18 protein-coding genes are annotated in these 15637 nt (G+C 67.2%); 6 read left to right on the forward strand and 12 right to left on the reverse strand.

The window, feature by feature from the left end:
- Window positions 1-301: 301 nt before the first annotated feature.
- Together ACQ5BL_RS04190 and ACQ5BL_RS04195 are read left to right on the forward strand one after the other, a co-directional pair.
- Window positions 302-1195 (forward strand): ATP-grasp domain-containing protein, encoded by an 894-nt coding sequence (locus tag ACQ5BL_RS04190; protein WP_243804906.1) that lies wholly within the window; start codon window positions 302-304, stop codon window positions 1193-1195.
- Window positions 1196-1276: 81 nt separating this feature from the next.
- The gene (locus ACQ5BL_RS04195; RefSeq protein WP_207882902.1) at window positions 1277-2713 is read left to right on the forward strand and encodes a SulP family inorganic anion transporter; all 1437 of its coding nucleotides are present in this window, start codon (window positions 1277-1279) and stop codon (window positions 2711-2713) included.
- A gap of 38 nt (window positions 2714-2751) precedes the next feature.
- Here ACQ5BL_RS04195 and ACQ5BL_RS04200 read toward each other — a convergent pair whose 3' ends face one another.
- A complete protein-coding gene (locus ACQ5BL_RS04200; RefSeq protein ID WP_243804905.1) occupies window positions 2752-3255 on the reverse strand; it encodes a DUF2938 domain-containing protein in 504 nt (167 codons plus the stop codon).
- Window positions 3256-3329: 74 nt separating this feature from the next.
- On the opposite strand from ACQ5BL_RS04200, the gene ACQ5BL_RS04205 reads away from it, so the two are divergent.
- On the forward strand, window positions 3330-3806 hold the full coding sequence (locus ACQ5BL_RS04205) for a helix-turn-helix domain-containing protein (RefSeq protein ID WP_243804904.1): 477 nt from the start codon (window positions 3330-3332) through the stop codon (window positions 3804-3806).
- Here ACQ5BL_RS04205 and ACQ5BL_RS04210 read toward each other — a convergent pair.
- The 3 genes from ACQ5BL_RS04210 to ACQ5BL_RS04220 form a co-directional block, all read right to left on the reverse strand.
- On the reverse strand, window positions 3761-4954 hold the full coding sequence (locus ACQ5BL_RS04210; protein WP_243804903.1) for an MFS transporter: 1194 nt from the start codon (window positions 4952-4954) through the stop codon (window positions 3761-3763). The genes ACQ5BL_RS04205 and ACQ5BL_RS04210 overlap by 46 nt on opposite strands.
- 106 nt (window positions 4955-5060) lie before the next feature.
- Window positions 5061-5276: a tautomerase family protein gene (locus ACQ5BL_RS04215; protein ID WP_243804902.1), complete on the reverse strand. Its 216-nt coding sequence runs from the start codon at window positions 5274-5276 to the stop codon at window positions 5061-5063.
- Between the two features lie 21 nt (window positions 5277-5297).
- Window positions 5298-6032, reverse strand: a complete 735-nt coding sequence (locus tag ACQ5BL_RS04220; protein WP_243804901.1) for an SDR family NAD(P)-dependent oxidoreductase — start codon at window positions 6030-6032, stop codon at window positions 5298-5300.
- 132 nt (window positions 6033-6164) lie between these two features.
- Between ACQ5BL_RS04220 and ACQ5BL_RS04225 the strand changes: the two genes are divergently transcribed.
- Window positions 6165-7079 (forward strand): LysR family transcriptional regulator, encoded by a 915-nt coding sequence (locus ACQ5BL_RS04225; RefSeq protein ID WP_243804900.1) that lies wholly within the window; start codon window positions 6165-6167, stop codon window positions 7077-7079.
- A gap of 9 nt (window positions 7080-7088) precedes the next feature.
- Here ACQ5BL_RS04225 and ACQ5BL_RS04230 read toward each other — a convergent pair whose 3' ends face one another.
- From ACQ5BL_RS04230 to ccoN, 6 genes are all read right to left on the reverse strand, one after another.
- The gene (locus ACQ5BL_RS04230) at window positions 7089-7526 is read right to left on the reverse strand and encodes a nuclear transport factor 2 family protein (protein ID WP_243804899.1); all 438 of its coding nucleotides are present in this window, start codon (window positions 7524-7526) and stop codon (window positions 7089-7091) included.
- Window positions 7527-7670: 144 nt separating this feature from the next.
- Window positions 7671-8174 carry a GNAT family N-acetyltransferase gene (locus tag ACQ5BL_RS04235; protein WP_207882917.1) on the reverse strand — a complete coding sequence of 168 codons (504 nt, stop codon included), beginning with the start codon at window positions 8172-8174 and terminating at the stop codon, window positions 7671-7673.
- A 116-nt stretch (window positions 8175-8290) separates the two neighbouring features.
- Window positions 8291-9151, reverse strand: coding sequence for a LysR family transcriptional regulator (locus ACQ5BL_RS04240; protein ID WP_243804898.1), 861 nt, complete (start codon window positions 9149-9151; stop codon window positions 8291-8293).
- Between the two features lie 48 nt (window positions 9152-9199).
- The gene (locus tag ACQ5BL_RS04245; protein ID WP_243804897.1) at window positions 9200-10339 is read right to left on the reverse strand and encodes an HPP family protein; all 1140 of its coding nucleotides are present in this window, start codon (window positions 10337-10339) and stop codon (window positions 9200-9202) included.
- Between the two features lie 97 nt (window positions 10340-10436).
- Window positions 10437-10643 (reverse strand): hypothetical protein, encoded by a 207-nt coding sequence (locus ACQ5BL_RS04250; protein WP_207882923.1) that lies wholly within the window; start codon window positions 10641-10643, stop codon window positions 10437-10439.
- 11 nt (window positions 10644-10654) lie between these two features.
- Complete coding sequence (gene ccoN, locus ACQ5BL_RS04255) at window positions 10655-12088, reverse strand: cytochrome-c oxidase, cbb3-type subunit I (protein WP_207882925.1); 1434 nt, start codon at window positions 12086-12088, stop codon at window positions 10655-10657.
- Between the two features lie 373 nt (window positions 12089-12461).
- Here ccoN and ACQ5BL_RS04260 point away from each other — a divergent pair, with 373 nt between their 5' ends.
- The gene (locus ACQ5BL_RS04260; RefSeq protein WP_243804896.1) at window positions 12462-12854 is read left to right on the forward strand and encodes a DUF892 family protein; all 393 of its coding nucleotides are present in this window, start codon (window positions 12462-12464) and stop codon (window positions 12852-12854) included.
- Between the two features lie 12 nt (window positions 12855-12866).
- On the opposite strand, the gene ACQ5BL_RS04265 is transcribed toward ACQ5BL_RS04260, so the two are convergent.
- On the reverse strand, window positions 12867-13817 hold the full coding sequence (locus ACQ5BL_RS04265; protein ID WP_243804895.1) for a LysR substrate-binding domain-containing protein: 951 nt from the start codon (window positions 13815-13817) through the stop codon (window positions 12867-12869).
- 108 nt (window positions 13818-13925) lie between these two features.
- On the opposite strand from ACQ5BL_RS04265, the gene ACQ5BL_RS04270 reads away from it, so the two are divergent.
- On the forward strand, window positions 13926-14876 hold the full coding sequence (locus tag ACQ5BL_RS04270) for a DMT family transporter (RefSeq protein WP_243804894.1): 951 nt from the start codon (window positions 13926-13928) through the stop codon (window positions 14874-14876).
- A gap of 1 nt (window position 14877) precedes the next feature.
- Here ACQ5BL_RS04270 and ACQ5BL_RS04275 read toward each other — a convergent pair whose 3' ends face one another.
- Entirely contained in the window at window positions 14878-15576 is a 699-nt protein-coding gene (locus ACQ5BL_RS04275) for an MOSC domain-containing protein (RefSeq protein WP_243804893.1), read from the reverse strand.
- Window positions 15577-15637 lie beyond the last annotated feature (61 nt).

The raw sequence follows: 15637 nt of genomic DNA on the forward strand, positions 1-15637 counted from the left end.
GGGCAGGGGCGATGGGTTTCCCGGCTTTCCCCAATGGTCGGGCGCTGATGTATTTACCGGCTACGCTGAACCTAAGGAACAAGGGCCAGGAGGGTGATTCGGCAGTAAGGCAGTAGAGTCAACGTGAGGCCGTGGAAATGGTTACGGGTTTCCCCGCTCCATTGCATTCCCGACGCGCCAGCGGCGGGAATGCGAAATGAATACGCGATCAGCCTGTGTTTCCTCCCCAACGCTTCTGGTCACCGCCATCGGTTCCTTCTCCGCAGAAGCTGTTATCACTTCGTTGCGCCATTGTTCTCACATGCGAATACTCGGCAGTAGCACCGTCCCCGAAGAGTGGACGGCGACTTCGGCCTTGCTCGACGGCGTGCATCAGGTGCCCGTCGCACGGGACTCGCGGGCCTATGTCGGCAGCGTCCTGGACCTCTGCGAATCCGAAGGGGTCACCCACGTGCTGCCGCTGACCGATGCCGAGATCGATGCCTTCGCGCTGCACCACCAGGCGTTCTCCCGGCGCGGGATCACGCTGTGCATGTCGCCGGTCGAAGGGGTGCGCATCAGCCGCGACAAGTGGCGCGTCTTCGAGGTGTTCCGCAGCGACCCGAACATTCACACCATCGCCACCTGGCTGCTGGAGGAGCTGCCCTCCACGGGGCTGGCCTTCCCGCTGATCGCCAAGCCGCGCGGGGGCCGCAGCAGCGAGGGGCTGGAGCGGATCTACGATGTACATGACCTGGTGTACTTCCGCCGCAAGCTCGATGGGCGCGGCTATATCGTGCAGCCGCTGCTCGAAGGCGAGGTGTGCGTGGTGGACGTGGTGCGCCAGCGCGACAGCGGATGTTCGGCGGCCATGGCCAGGCAGGAGCTGATGCGTACCTCCAACGGCGCCGGCATGACCGTCAGGATGCTCAACGACCCGCTGCTGATCGATGCGGCGCTCGGTGTCGCCCAGGCCCTCGACATGAATGGCTGCGTCAATGTCGAATTCCTCATGCACGATGGCGTGCCGCTGCTGATGGACATCAATCCCCGGTTTTCGGCCGGTGTGGCCTTCAGCCAGCTCTCGGGCTACGACATGGTGGCCAACCATTGGCGGTGCTTCTCCGGGGAGGCACTCGATGAGCCGGTCATGCCCGAGCCGCGCATCTATGTCCGCCGTATCGTGGAAGTTGAGCCCTGGGTCCCGGAGAGCTGAGTGGGCCGGACGAGTGGCTGGGCGCGACGCATTTCCGTACCATTGCCGGCCTTTTGCGCAACACCCGTCCCGAGCCGAACCATGAAACCCGCCCGCCTGCGTGCCGACATCCTGGCAGGACTGACCACGTCCTTCGCCCTGGTCCCCGAGTGCATCGCCTTTGCCCTGGTCGCCCACCTCAACCCGCTGATGGGCCTGTACGGCGCCTTCATCCTCTGCACCCTGACCGCGTTGTTCGGCGGTCGGCCCGGCATGGTCTCCGGCGCGGCCGGTTCGATGGCGGTGGTGATAGTCGCCCTGGTGGTGCAGCACGGCGTGCAGTACCTGCTGGCCACGGTGCTGCTCGGCGGTCTGGTGATGATTGCTTTCGGCCTGTTGCGCCTGGGCAAGCTGGTGAGGATGGTGCCGCACCCGGTGATGCTGGGCTTCGTCAACGGGTTGGCTATCGTCATCGCGCTGGCCCAGCTGGAGCATTTCAAGGACGGCGAACACTGGCTCAGCGGCAACCCGCTGTACCTGATGCTCGGCCTCGTGGCGCTGACCATGGCGGTGGTCTATCTGCTGCCGCGCCTGACCCGCGCGGTGCCGCCGGCGCTGGTGGCGATCCTCGGCGTGGGCCTGCTGGTCTACCTGTTCGGCCTGCCGACCCGCACCCTGGGCGACATGGCGCACATCGCCGGCGGCCTGCCGCAGTTCGCCCTGCCGGACATCCCCTGGAACCTGGACACCCTGCGGATCATCGTGCCCTATGCCTTCCTCATGGCGATGGTCGGCATCCTGGAAACCCTGCTGACCCTCAACCTCACCGACGAGATCACCGAGAGCCGGGGCTTCCCCGACCGCGAGTGCGTGGCGCTCGGTGGCGCCAACATCGTCTCCGGGCTGTTCGGCGGCATGGGCGGTTGCGCCATGATCGGCCAGACGGTAATCAACCTCAGCTCCGGCGGCCGTGGCCGGCTGTCGGGCGTGGTGGCCGGGGTGATGATCCTGCTCTTCGTGCTGTTCCTCTCGCCGCTGATCGAGCGCATCCCGCTGGCGGCGCTGGTGGGCGTGATGTTCGTGGTGTCGCAGCAGACCTTCGCCTGGGCCTCGCTGCGGGTACTGAACAAGGTGCCGCTGAGCGACGTGCTGGTGATCATCGCGGTGACCGCGATTACCGTGGCCACCGACCTTGCCATCGCCGTGTTCTGCGGCATCGTCATCGCCGCGCTGGACTTCGCCTGGAAGCACGCCCGTGAGTTGTACGCCGACGTGCACGACGAGGCCGATGGCAGCCGGCTCTACCGCGTGCATGGCACGCTGTTCTTCGCCTCCACCACGCCCTTCCTCAACCGGTTCGACCCGGCGGGCGACCCGCAGCAGGTCACCCTGGACTGCGCGCACCTGAGCTTCGTCGACTACTCGGCCATCGCCGCGCTGAAGACGCTGCGCGAGCGTTATGCCCGGGCGGGCAAGCACCTGCGTGTGGTGCATCTGTCGGAGCGCTGCAAGCAGCTGCTCAAGCGGGCGGGGGAGTAAGGCGTACGACCGTTCGCGGTTGTACGCCCTTTCAACAGTTACCCAGCGCTGACAGCGACGGACACCAGCGCCCCAAGATAGAGGCCGAAACCGAACACCAGGTGCGTGGCCAGGCTCTTGACCCGCGCCTTGCCCGGCGCCGGCGTCCGGGAGGCGGCGATGCCCAGGCCCAGCGCGGGCTGCATCACCAGGTAGGGCAGGGCGACCGTGACCAGGCCGAACAGCAGCGCCGGCAGCGGACCGGGCCGGGACAGCCAGTCGGGGCCGCTCAGTACCAGCAGTGCGGCAGCGAAACCGATGCCGATCAGGTAGTGGGCGATCCAGCCCAGCGCCCGTTCGCCGGGAACCGGCGCGGCCTTGCCGATGGCCGGGTGGTGGAAGCGGCCCTGGCGCATATGGCCGATCCAGCGGCCGACCAGGGCGTAGTCCAGCGAAGGGACGCCAAACACGCGCTTGAGCAGCAGCGCCCAGCCATCCATCAGCAGGGTGGCGACGATGCCGATGAGCAGGCTGTGAAGCAGGAAGGTGATGATCGGGTTCATGCGGGGCTCCTGAGCTAGTATGGTGAAACTCCGATCAACACAGCATTCCAGCTCAAGTCGACTTGAGGTCAAGCATGAAGGAAATGGATATCGGCCAGGTGGCGCGCTGGTCCGGCCTGCCGGTTTCGACCCTGCGTTACTACGAGGAGAAGGGGCTGATCCGCTCCATCGGCCGCAACGGCATGCGCCGGGTGTTCAGCGACGAGGTGCTGTCGCGCCTCTCACTGATCGCGCTGGGCCGCGAGGCGGGGTTCTCCCTGGAGGAGATCGGCGCCATCTTCGTCGGCGGCGCGCGGCCGGTGATCGATCGCGATCTGCTGCGGGAAAAGGCCGATGAGCTGGACCGCAACATCCGCCGGCTCAGCGCGATCCGCGACAGCCTGCGCCACGCCGCCGAGTGCCAGGCGCCGGATCACCTGGCCTGCCCGAAATTCCAGCGGTTGATGAACGTCGCCATCCGCGCCACGTCCCGTGGGCGGACGGAAAAGCCGCGCAGGGTGGTCCGTCAGTCCCGTGGCCGGGGCGGCGACAGCGAGGCGCCGGCGACGTAGAAGAAAGCGCCGATGACGATGCAGCCGGCGAGCATCACGAACACCCAGTACGGCGCCCACAGGCTCAGGACGAAGCCGACCAGCACCGGGCCGGCGGCGCCGCCGAGGTTCGACAGGTTCTGCGTGCCGTAGTACACGCCGCGCAGGTGCGGCGGGGCGATGCGGTCGATGAACATGTACTCGGCGGGGATCACGATGATCTCGCCGAGGGTGAACACCACCATCGCCAGCCCCCAGTGCACCACGTTCTGCGCCAGGCCGAAGCCGACGATACCCAGCACGAACAGCCCCAGCCCGACGATCAGCCAGCGTTGCAGGTGGTCGTTGTCGATGCGCTTGCCCAGCAGGTACTGCAGGGCGAGCACCGAGACCGCGTTGACGCCCAGCAACGTCTGGATCACCTGGTAGGCGTATTCCGTGCTGCTGGTGCTTACCAAATACTGCGACAGGTAGGCGGAGAACTGGCCGAACACCACGGCGGTGAGCACGCCGCCGACGGTGAAGTACATCAGTCGATGGTCCCTGGACAGCACGCCCATCACCGCGACGAAGGAGGGCGGCGCGCTGCCCCCGGCCGGGCGCATGTCGCGGTCGCCGTAACGCAGGAAGGCCAGCAGGAAAACGACGCCGAGGGCGGCGGAGACCATGAACGGCAGCATCTGGCTGACATGGGCCAGCGCCGCACCGATGAAGGGACCGATGGCGTAGGCGAGGTTGATCAGGGTGTAGCGGATGGAGAAGGCGCGGCCCTGCTCCCCCGCCGCGAGCAGGCGGCCGAACAGGGTCTTCACCACCACGTCGGTGACCGAATAGGCGAAGTTGAAGCCGAGCAGGAACACGAAGAACAGCCACAACTGCCGGGTCAGCAGCATGCCGAGGAAGGCGGCGACGAAGCACAGGCCGAAGCCGAGGATCAGCCGGAAGCCCGGCTGGCGGTCGATCAGGTAGCCGCCGTAGAGGCTCAGCAGCGCACCGCCGAACAGCGAACCGCCCATGACCAGGCCGATGCGGTCGACGGGCAGGTCGAAACGGGTCGACAGGTAGATGACCAGGTAGGGCAGGGTGATGCCGCGCGCCAGGGTCAGCAGGAAGGTGGCGCAGAGCAGCAGGTTGACCTGGAGCGGATAACGCTTGAGCGCGGCGAGCATTCCTTGCCTCGGCGGTGGCGAAACGGTGTGCCCCGATCCTAGCAGCACCACGATGGTGCGTGGCAATCGCCGGAGGCCCTGGCGGCCCCCCGGCGTGCCCGCAGCCTCAGCCGGCGGGTTTCTTTTCCCGCGCCCGCAGCGCCTTGACCGTCTCGCCACCCACGCCCCAGCTGTCGGTGGGGATCTCCTGGATCACCACGAAGGTGCTCGCCGGCGGCTTTCTCAGCACGCGTTCCAGCAGTTCGGTCACGCCTTCGATCAGTTGGCGGCGTTCCTCGGCGGTCACCCCTTCATCGGTGACCTGAATGTTCACGTAGGGCATCTCGGATTCTCCTTGGGTTTGTTACCAGGTGCCGGTGGTGGAACCACCGTCGACGTTGAGGATGGCACCGGTGACGAAGGTCGAGTCGGTCAGGTAGAGCACGGCGTCGACGACGTCCTGCGGCTTACCGATCCTGCCGGTGGGCGCGAGGCCGCCGAGGAAGGCGCGGGTCTGCTCATCGGTGGCGTGCATCGGGGTCTGGATGATCCCCGGCGCCACGGCGTTGACCTGCACGTGCGATCCCGCCAGCTCCAGGGCCAGGCCGCGTACCGCGCTGTTCAGGCCGCCCTTGATCAGGACCGGCAGCAGCGCCGGCACCTTGGCGTTGGGCTGCATGGCGATGGCGGCGGTGATGGTGACGATGTGCCCGGAGCCATTGGCGGCCATGTGCTGCGCGGCAGCCTGGGACGGGTAGAAGAAGCCCTTGAGGTTGGTGTCGACGATGCGCTCGACCTCCGCCTCGCTGTACTCGGTCACCGGCTTGGCGATGAAGATGCCGGCGTTGTTGACCAGGATGTCCACCGTGCCGAAGGCCTCGGTGGCCTGGGCGAACAGGCGCCGGGCGGTTTCCGGTTGGGCGATGTCGCCTTCCACCATCAGGAAGTTGGCCGGGTTGCCCAGCTTCTGTGCGGCCTCCTGCAGGCGGGCCAGGCTGCGGGCGTTGCCCACCACGTTGTAGCCGCGCGCCAGGTAGGCCTCGGCGATGGCGAAGCCCAGGCCGCTGGAGGCGCCGGTGACGATGACGGTCTTGCTCATGATCGAATCTCCTGAAGGTGAGGCGGGGCGGTGTGCCCGCGTCGTGGAGGTCAATCTAGGTTGCAAGCGCTACTTGAAAAATGGGGTTCATGGCATTTGAATTGATACCTCATGTAATGAATCGGCTGCGCCATGACCCGCCATTTCGACGATCTGCAACTGGGCAGCATCGAGCTGTTCTGCCTCGCCGCGGAAACCGGCAGCTTCACCGCCGCCGCCAACGAGGCCGGCATCACCCCTGCGGCGGTGAGCCGCTCGGTGGCGCGCCTGGAGGAGCGCCTGGGTGTGCGCCTGTTCGTCCGCACCACGCGGCAGATGCGCCTGACCGAGGGCGGGCGCAACTACTTCGAGCAGTGCCGCCAGGCCCTGGGTCAACTGGTGGATGCCGAGCGCGAGGTCACCGGCGGCCAGAGCGTGCCGTCCGGCCGGTTGCGCATCAGCGTGCCAACGCCCTACGCGCATTACCGCCTGCTGCCGCTGCTGCCGGAGTTCCGCCGGCGCTATCCGCAGGTGACGCTGGACATCCACGTCAGCAACCGCAACATCGATTTTGCCGACGAGGGTTACGACCTCGCGGTACGCGGCCGCGAGCCGGCGGATTCGAGCCTGGTGGCGCGGCGCCTGGAAGATGCCGAACTGGTGATCGTGGGCACGCCGGAATACCTGCGCCGCGCCGGCATGCCGCAGACGCCTGACGACCTCGCCCGCCACGACTGCATCCAGTACGACCTGCCCAGCACCGGACGCCCGGTGCCCTGGTCATTCCGGGTCAATGGCCGGGCCGTGGAAGTGGAAACCTCCGGTAATTGCACCGTATTGGAAGACCACCTGGCCACCGCGACGCTGGTGAAGCATGGCGGCGGGTTGATGCAGGCCTATCGCTTCACCGTGCAGGCGGAGCTGGCGGCCGGTGAGCTGGTGGAAGTGCTGCGCGACTACGGCGGCACCACGCGCCCCTTCCTGCTGATCTATCCCCACGCCCGACATGTGCCATCGCGGGTGCGGGCGTTCATCGAGTTCATGCTGGAGCAGCGGCAGGGGCGCTAGCGGCGGCTATCAGTGCGCCGGTGCCTTCTGCGCGGCCAGGTAGCCGCCCAGGCGCCGGCCCATCTCCTCGCCGAGGGCCTGCAGGCCGCTCATGGGGCGGATCATCACTTCGAACTCGACGATCTTGCCGGTTTCGTCGAAGCGGATCATGTCGATGCCCTTGAGGTCGCGGCCGTTGACCTGGGCGCTGAACTCCAGGACCACGCTCAGGCCGTCGGCGGTGGCCAGCTGGCGGTGATAGACGAAATTGCCGAACACCTGCAGCACGGTGCCGAGGATGGTCGCGGCCACCGGCGCGCCGGGGTAGGGCGTGTGGGCCATGGGCGAGCGGAACACGATGTTCGGCGCCAGCAGTTCCGGCAGGTTGGAGAAGTCCTTGCGGGCAACCATCTGGTGCCAGCGCTCCAGGGAAGCGGCGGCGTGGGTGTTCAGGTTGAGGGCGGACATGGGATTACCTCCTGATCGCTCTTGTCGTTTGATCAGGACGATACGGCCGCGCGCCGGACCTGCTCAATGATCGGAAATGACAGAAGACTGATCCTGCTGCGCAGTTGCCCGGCGGCCGACGCGCAGCAGATCGCAAGCAGGCCCTCAGTGGGTCCAGGGATTGATGAAGAAGCTCGCCAGTTGCGGATCGTCGCCCGGATCGACGTGCTTGACCGGACGCGGCAGGGCACCCAGCACGGCCTTCCAGAACGCCGCTGCCAGGGCGTCGCCCGTGTAGTAACGCACCAGCCAGGGGCCGGGGTTCTCCAGCAGCACGCGGGTGACCACGGTGCGGCCGACGCCCTGGCGGCGGTACTTCTTCAGCACGAACACGTCCGCCAGCTCCAGCGCGTCGATACCCGGCAATTCGCTGCCCTCGATCAGCACGAAGCCGGCGATGAAACCGTCGACCAGGATCAGGTTGGCGCTCCACTCCGGCTCGCTCCAGTAGCGCGCCAGGTGCTCCTCGTGGATGTAGAAGCGGCCGTCCACTTCCACGTCCTCCTGTTCCCAGTCCGAGGACTCGTAGGCGTAGAACTGGTAGAGGTTGCGGATCAGCTCGATGTGTTCCGGGCCGGTCGGTACCAGCTCGATGGGATGCTCGGTCATGTCGATGCTCGCGGCGGTGCGCGGGGCGCACGGCGGGGAAGGGCCATCAGGTAAGAGATATCAGGTAAGTGTCGCGCAAACCGCCGGCATTGCCAGCGGCGCTGCGGGGGTGTCCGTCAGATCATCGGGTCCCAGCGCTGCGACCAGTCCGGGTCCTGCGCCACCACCTCGCGCAGCAGGGTGAAGGCCTGTTGCAGCGCCTGGGAGTCGCGGTCGCGGGAGTATACGAGGTAGGTCGGGTAGCTGAACTCCGGCGCCTTCGGTACTCGGCGCAGCACCTTGCGGTCCAGGTAGCTCTGCACCACCCGCGTGCGGAAGTAGCCCGAGCCGCCGTTCTCCAGGATGTACTGCAGGGCCAGCGGGCCGAGGTTGAAGGATACCGGAGCCTTGGACAGCTCCGGCAGGGCACTGTCGTGCAGTTGGCGGAAGCCTTCGCCCCAGTCGATGTAGACGTAGGGCTCCGGGTTCTGCGCGCGCACCAGGATCAGCTTTTCCTCTAGCAGCTGTTCCACCTGCATCCCTGGCCAGTAGGTCGGGTGGTAGACCAGCGCCGCGTCGAGCACGCCCAGTTCCAGCTGGCGCAGCAGGCTCTGGCCGTCGCCGATCTCGGCGCGCACCGCGTGGTCGCCGATCACCTGGCGGATGCGGCTGACCCAGCGCAGCATCAGCGGGTTGCACAGGCTCACCTCGCCACCGATGTGCAGCACGTTGTGGATGCCCTCGGGCAACGGCAGGTCGCGCTGGGCGGACTCCCAGGTCTGCAGGATCTGGTTGGCGTAGGTGACGAAGGCCTCGCCGTCCGGGGTCAGGCGCGCGCCGGCGCGGTTGCGCACGAACAGCGTGCAGTTGAGGTGCGCCTCCAGTTTCTGCACCCGCGCGGTGACGGCGGTCTGGGTGATGTGCATGCGCTCGGCGGCGGCGACGAAGCTGCCGTGGCGGACGATTTCCAGGAAGGTGCGGGTGAGGTCGATGTCCATTCAAAGGCTTCTGCGCGAATCAGGCGGCCAGTTTAGCGGAAAGTGCGGCTAGCCCAGGTGGGCGAGCAGATCCCGGTGCAGCGCGGCGATCAGGTCGGTCTGGGTGATCACCCCGACCAGCTCGCCGCCTTCGAGCACCGGCAGGCAATGTAGGCCCCGGTCGGAGAGCAGCGGGATCAGCTCCACCGCATGGGCGTCGGCCTCGACATGCAGCACCGGGCTGCTCATCACCTGCCCAAGCACGCGGTCGCGGCGCAGGCCGAGGCTGCCGAGCAGGCGCTTGAAGCGGCCGCCCTTGCACCAGGGGGCGAGCAGGTCGATCAGGCTGACGATGCCCACCAGGCGGCGCTCCTCGTCGAGGATCGGCAGGGCCTTCAGGTGATGCTTCACCAGCAGGCGCAGGGCATCGCGGACCGGGGTTTCCGGGGCGGCGCAGACCAGGTCGCGGGACATCATCTGCCGCGCGCGGGTGTCGCCCATGCTGCGGCGCAGGGCGTGGCGCTCGGTGCTGCGGACGAGGCGTTCGAGGTCGTCGCGGGTGATGTCGACGAAGGCGCCCAGTTCGTCCAGCGCCTGGTCCAGGTCTTCGGCCTGGATGCCGACCCGCTCGCCGGGGGCGGGGTCGCGGGTGTGGTGATCGTCCTTCTGGATCGTCCGTCGGCGCGGGTAGGGCATGCGCGTGAGGTTGTTGAACAGCACCGCCAGCAGCACCAGCACGAGGCCGCCGCAGATCGCCGGCAGCGGCGCCATCCAGGCCGGTTCACCGGGCAGCGGCGCGGCGAAGACCATGCAGAAGGCCAGCGCGCCGCCTGGCGGGTGCAGGCAGCGCAGTGGGTACATCAGCAGCAGGCTCAGGCCCAGCGCGAGGGCGGCGCTGACCACGCCGGCCGGCAGCCAGAAGCCGAGCAGCAGCGCCACCAGCGAGGCGCACAGGTAGCTGCCGATCACCGACCAGGGCTGGGCCAGGGCGCCGGACGACACGGCGAACAGCAGGACTGCCGAAGCGGCCCAGGGCCCGGCGAAATGCAGCGCCACCGAGGAGCCGAACAGCAACCCGCAGGTAATGGCGCTGAGCAGGAAGGCCAGGCTGGCGCCGATCGATGCGCGCAGCCATTCGTGGGGGCGGGTGTGCGGAATGTCGGGAAGGTACGCGGCGGCGCGCTGCCGCCAGCCGGTCAGGGAGGGCATTGGAAGAAGGTCCGGAAAAAAGACGGGCTCTTGCGGCAAGAGCCCTGCAAAGTGCCGCAGGCGGCACGCGGGAGGCCCCGTCCCTGGGGCGGGAAGTTCAGGCGCGGAAGCGATCCGGCGGAGCGGGTTCCGGCAGCGGCTCGACTATCCGCTCGCAGCGCCGGCCGGTGGCGGCGGTCATGCGCCGGGCGGCGTCCGGATCGTCGGCGAAGGGCAGCAGCGCGGCCTGCTCGAAGCTGTCGCCGCGACAGGCGCGCCAGCAGGCGAGGGCGCAGGCCAGCAGGCCGGTGAGTGTCAGCAGCATCGTCGCGCTCCTCAGGCCGTGGCCGGCGTGCCCTGGCTCACCGGCTTGGCGCCGCGTACGGTGAGCCAGGTGTTCCAGGCCATCAGCAGCATGCCGCTGGCGAAGGTGGCGCCGCCGATCAGCCGCACGATGTAGCCCGGATGGCTGGCCGCCAGCGCTTCGACGAAGGAGTAGGTGAGGGTGCCGTCCTCGTTCACCGCGCGCCACATCAGGCCCTGGGTGATGCCGTTGACCCACATCGAGGCGATGTAGAGCACGGTGCCGATGGTGGCCATCCAGAAGTGCGCGTTGATCAGCCCGACGCTGTACATCTGCTCGCGGCCGTAGAGCTTCGGGATCATGTGGTAGAGCGCGCCGATGGAGATCATCGCCACCCAGCCCAGGGCCCCGGCGTGCACGTGGCCGATGGTCCAGTCGGTGTAGTGCGACAGCGAGTTCACCGTCTTGATCGCCATCATCGGCCCCTCGAAGGTGGACATGCCGTAGAACGCCAGCGATACCACCAGGAAGCGCAGGATCGGGTCGGTGCGCAACTTATGCCAGGCGCCCGACAGCGTCATCATGCCGTTGATCATGCCGCCCCAGCTCGGCGCCAGGAGGATCAGCGACATCACCATGCCGAGGCTCTGCGCCCAGTCCGGCAGCGCGGTGTAGTGCAGGTGGTGCGGGCCGGCCCAGATGTACAGGGTGATGATCGCCCAGAAGTGCACGATGGACAGGCGGTAGGAATAGATCGGCCGCTCGGCCTGCTTGGGCACGTAGTAGTACATCATGCCGAGGAAGCCCACCGAGAGGATGAAGCCCACCACGCTGTGGCCGTACCACCACTGGATCATCGCGTCGGTGGCGCCCGAGTAGATCGGGTAGGACTTGAGCAGCGTCACCGGCACCGCCAGGTGATTGACCACGTGGACCATCCCGGTGACGACGATGAAGGCGCCGTAGAACCAGTTGCCCACGTAGATGTGGCGCACCTTGCGCCGGGCGATGGTGCCGAAGAACAGGTAGGCGTACACCAGCCACAGCACCGTGACCCAAAGGGCGATGGGCCACTCCATCTCGGCGTATTCCTTGGAGGTGGTGATGCCCAGCGGGTAGCTGATCACCATCGCCACCAGGCTCGCCTGCCAGCCCCAGAACAGCAGGTTGGCCAGGGAGTCGGAGACGATCCGCACGCGGCAGGTGCGCTGCACCACGTAGAAGGACGTGGCGAACAGCGCGCTGCCGCCGAAGGCGAAGATCACCAGGTTGGTGTGGATCGGGCGGATGCGCCCGAAGCTGGTCCAGGGCATCTCCAGGCTCAGCTGCGGCCACACCAGCTGGGCGGCGATGAACACGCCCATGAGCATCCCGAGGATGCCCCAGCCCAGGGTGGTGAGGGTGAAGCGCCGAACGATGTCGTAGTTGTAGGTCGTTTCGTGATCGAGAGGTATCGCGCTGTCCATCGGGATTCCGTCGTACTTCGGTTGGCTGACGGCTCCCTGTCCGCCGAAGGGGTACCGGCGGACGGGCAATGGCGCGGGGACCAATTGCCGCAGGGGGAGCCGAAACAGTCTGAACAGACGGCAAGGATGCAACAAACGAATAATAATGCAGCGTCAGTGCATTAATTTTGATATCAACCCTTGTGACTGCCACGCAAGCGCTCTGGCGCGCCTTGCTCAGGATCAAGGTTGGCGTGCACGGCGCCGGAAATGACGAGGTAGCGCGTGCGGCGCAAGCATTCGAAAAACTGCTGCTTCAGTGCAATTCAATTCATTTAAATCCGCGTCCCGGGACGGTCTAGCATGGGCCTTCGCGATCACCGAGGGACCTCCTATGTCCGCCATCCCCACCGACCTCATCGACTGGCTGCAAACCCTGATGCGCGCCGAACGCGCCGGTGCTCGGGTGATGCTCGACAGCCTGCGGCAGACCGACGAGCCTGCTGTCCGCCAGCGCCTGGAACACCTGCACCAGGGCGAGGCGGAAAGCTGCCGGCGCCTGCGCACCTGCCTGGAGCGTCTGGGCGCGCAGCCGGACAGCGGCATCGGCGACTTCCACGCCAGCGCCATGGCCATCGACGACCTGGCGCTGCGCTTCGACTTCATCGGCCGTGGCCAGCGCTGGGTGGCCCGGCAGATCCGCCAGCGCCTGCCGGAGATCGAAGCGCCCTGGCTGCGCGAGGAGTTGCAGGTGGTACTGCGGTTGCATGAGGAGGGCGAAGGCTGAGGCCCGATCCGCTCAGCCCGAGGTCGCCCCCACCGACGCCAGCAGCCAGTCATGGAACAGCTGCGCCGAGGGTGACAGCTGGCGGTGCCGCAGCGACACCAGGTACTCGCCGCGCTCGGTCACCAGCGCATGCTCGGTCACCCGCTGCATCTCGCCCCTGGCGACCGCCTCGTCGGCCATGAAGCTCCACGCCAGGCCGATGCCCATGCCCTGTTGCACGGCGCGGTAGGCGAGGGTGAGCTGGTTGAATACCGGGTCGCTCTCGGCCGGCTGGTAGTCCTTGCCGAAGTGGCCGAACCAGTCGTGCCAGTCCAGGCAGCTCCAGGCCGAGGTATCGAGCTGCACCAGCGGCGCGGCGGCGAGTTGCTCCAGCGTGCGGATGGCGGAGACGTCGAGGTCCGGGCGCGCCACCGGGTAGACGATCTCCGGCAGCACGAACTGGCTGTTCAGCGTGGTCCAGTCGCCGGCGCCGTAGAGGATGCCGAGGTCGAAGTCCACCAGGCTGGCCTCGTCGATCTCGTTGATCGCATGCACATGTACGGCGATGCCGGGGTGCGCCTTGTTGAACTCGATCAGCTTGGGGAACAGCCAGAACTGCGCCAGGGCGTGGGTTGCCAGCACCGACACGGCGTTGCTCTGGTGCACATTGCGGATGCGCCGCACGCTGTGCTGCAGGCGGTCGAGCAGCATGTCCACGGTGCCCAGCAGCTCGGCGCCGGCAGCGGTGAGGGTGACGCCGCGCGGCTTACGCTCGAACAGCGGCACCTTGAGGCTCTCCTCCAGCGCGCGCATCTGCTTGCTCACCGCGCTCTGGGTGAGGAACAGCTCGGTGGCGGCCAGGGTGAAGCTGCCGCAGCGGCCGACGGCCTCGAAGGTGATCAGGGTTTCCAGGGGCGGCAGGGTGCGCAGGTAGCGGCTGATGGCGGTTCTCCGGTCGGCTCTTCGGTGAATCTCTTGAGACATTCCTGTGGGGAATGTCTGGGTGCGGATTTATCCTTGGTCAGACGCTAGCACAGGCGCTACCGTGGCGGCAGTTTCTGGGCATTTACCGATATAACGAGGTTGTTGGAGATGAAGCGCGGGGTGGTCTATGCAGGCATGGCGGGTGCGATCTGGGGCGGGGTCATCCTTGCGCCGTCGCTGGTGCCGGAATTCAACCCGCTGCTGATCAGCTCCGTACGCTTCGCCCTGTACGGCGCCATCTCCCTGCTGATCGCGCTGCCGGTGGCCGTCGGCCTGTTCCGAAGGGTCAGCCGCGAGGACCTGTCGATGCTGGTGCGCCTGTCGCTGGCCGGCAACCTGCTGTACTTCGCGCTGCTCTCGGCGGCGGTGCAGTTCGCCGGGGTGGCGGCGGCCTCGCTGATCAACGGCATCATGCCGCTGGCGATCAGCTATTGCAGCCGCTCCGAGCACGACTCGCTGCCTCTCTCGCGGATGAAATTCCCGCTGGCGCTGGTGGCCCTGGGCATCCTCTGCATCAACCTCGATCCCACTGCGCTGACCGCCGCCGGCGGTACGCCGGGCGAGCGCATCCTTGGCGTCGTCTGCGCCTTCTGCGGTGTTGCCTGCTGGTCCTGGTACGCCACGGCCAACGCGCGTTACCTGAAGGCCAGCCACTTCAACAGCCACGAATGGTCGACGCTGATCGGCGCGGTCACCGGCGTCATGGCCATCGTGCTGGCGGGCATCGGCGTGCTGGTCGCGCCGCAGGCGGTGCCCACCGGCATTGCGGCGGACCGCTGGATGGCGTTCCTCTGGGTGTCGCTGTTCCTCGCCGTATTCGGCTCCTGGGTGGCCAACGGCCTGTGGAACGCCGCGACCCGTCGCCTGCCGATGAGCCTGGGCGGGCAGTTGATCGTCTTCGAAACGCTGTTCGCCTGTGCCTACGCCTACCTGCACCAGCAGCGTCTGCCGAGCCCGATGGAGGCCCTGGCCATCGTCCTGCTGATTGTCGGCGTGCTCTGGGCCATCGGCCTGCACCGTGCTCCGGCGGAAGCTCCGGCGCGCGCCGTGGAGTCCTGAGTCAGGTCTTCGGGCTGCCCTGCAGGCGCGGGCTCCAGTCTTCCACCGCGCCATTCTCCAGACGCCGCTCCAGCGTCCGACGCCAGTTGGGCGCGAGCGGCAGTTCCAGGCATTGGCGCAGGGTATCGGCGTCCACGCGTTTGTCGAACAGCACGGCGGAGAGCCGCTGCAATGGCCAGTCGGCATGGCGCCGCTCCACCAGTTCCAGCGTCGCTCCGGCGGCCACCGAGCCTTCCTCCAGCACCCGGTAATACCAGCCGGTACGCCCGGACTCCTGCACGCGCAGGGCCATCTGCGCCACCTCGAAACGGTCATTGAGCTTCCAGCACGGCATCCGCCCCTGGGACACCTCCAGCAGTGCGGTGCCGGCACGAATCCTGTCGCCCAGGCAGACGTCCGCCTCGGTCCAGCCGTGGGAGCTGAAATTCTCGCCGAAGGCTCCGGGTCGACTCAGCAGTGGGTGTTCGCCGAGTTCGGCGCTCCACTGCGCGTAGTGCTCGCGGGGGTAGTGGTGGATGGCCTTTTCCACGCCGCCGTGGACGCGCAGGTCGCCTTGCTCGTCGCTTGCAAGGCCCAGGGTGGTGATCGACAGCGACTCCTGGCGCGGTGTCTTGGCGATGGCGCTGCGCGAGCCGGGACGAGTGAAGGGCACGGCGCGGCCGGTGAGAAGGGTGTCGAGGGAAATACTGGGCAGGCTCATGGACGCTCCCGTGGATGGTGTCGATCAAAAACTACCTGGACAAAATCGTTCAGATGGGTAG

This window comes from Pseudomonas sp. B1-22 (genome assembly GCF_050474425.1).
In the GTDB taxonomy this organism is placed as follows: Bacteria; Pseudomonadota; Gammaproteobacteria; order Pseudomonadales; family Pseudomonadaceae; genus Pseudomonas.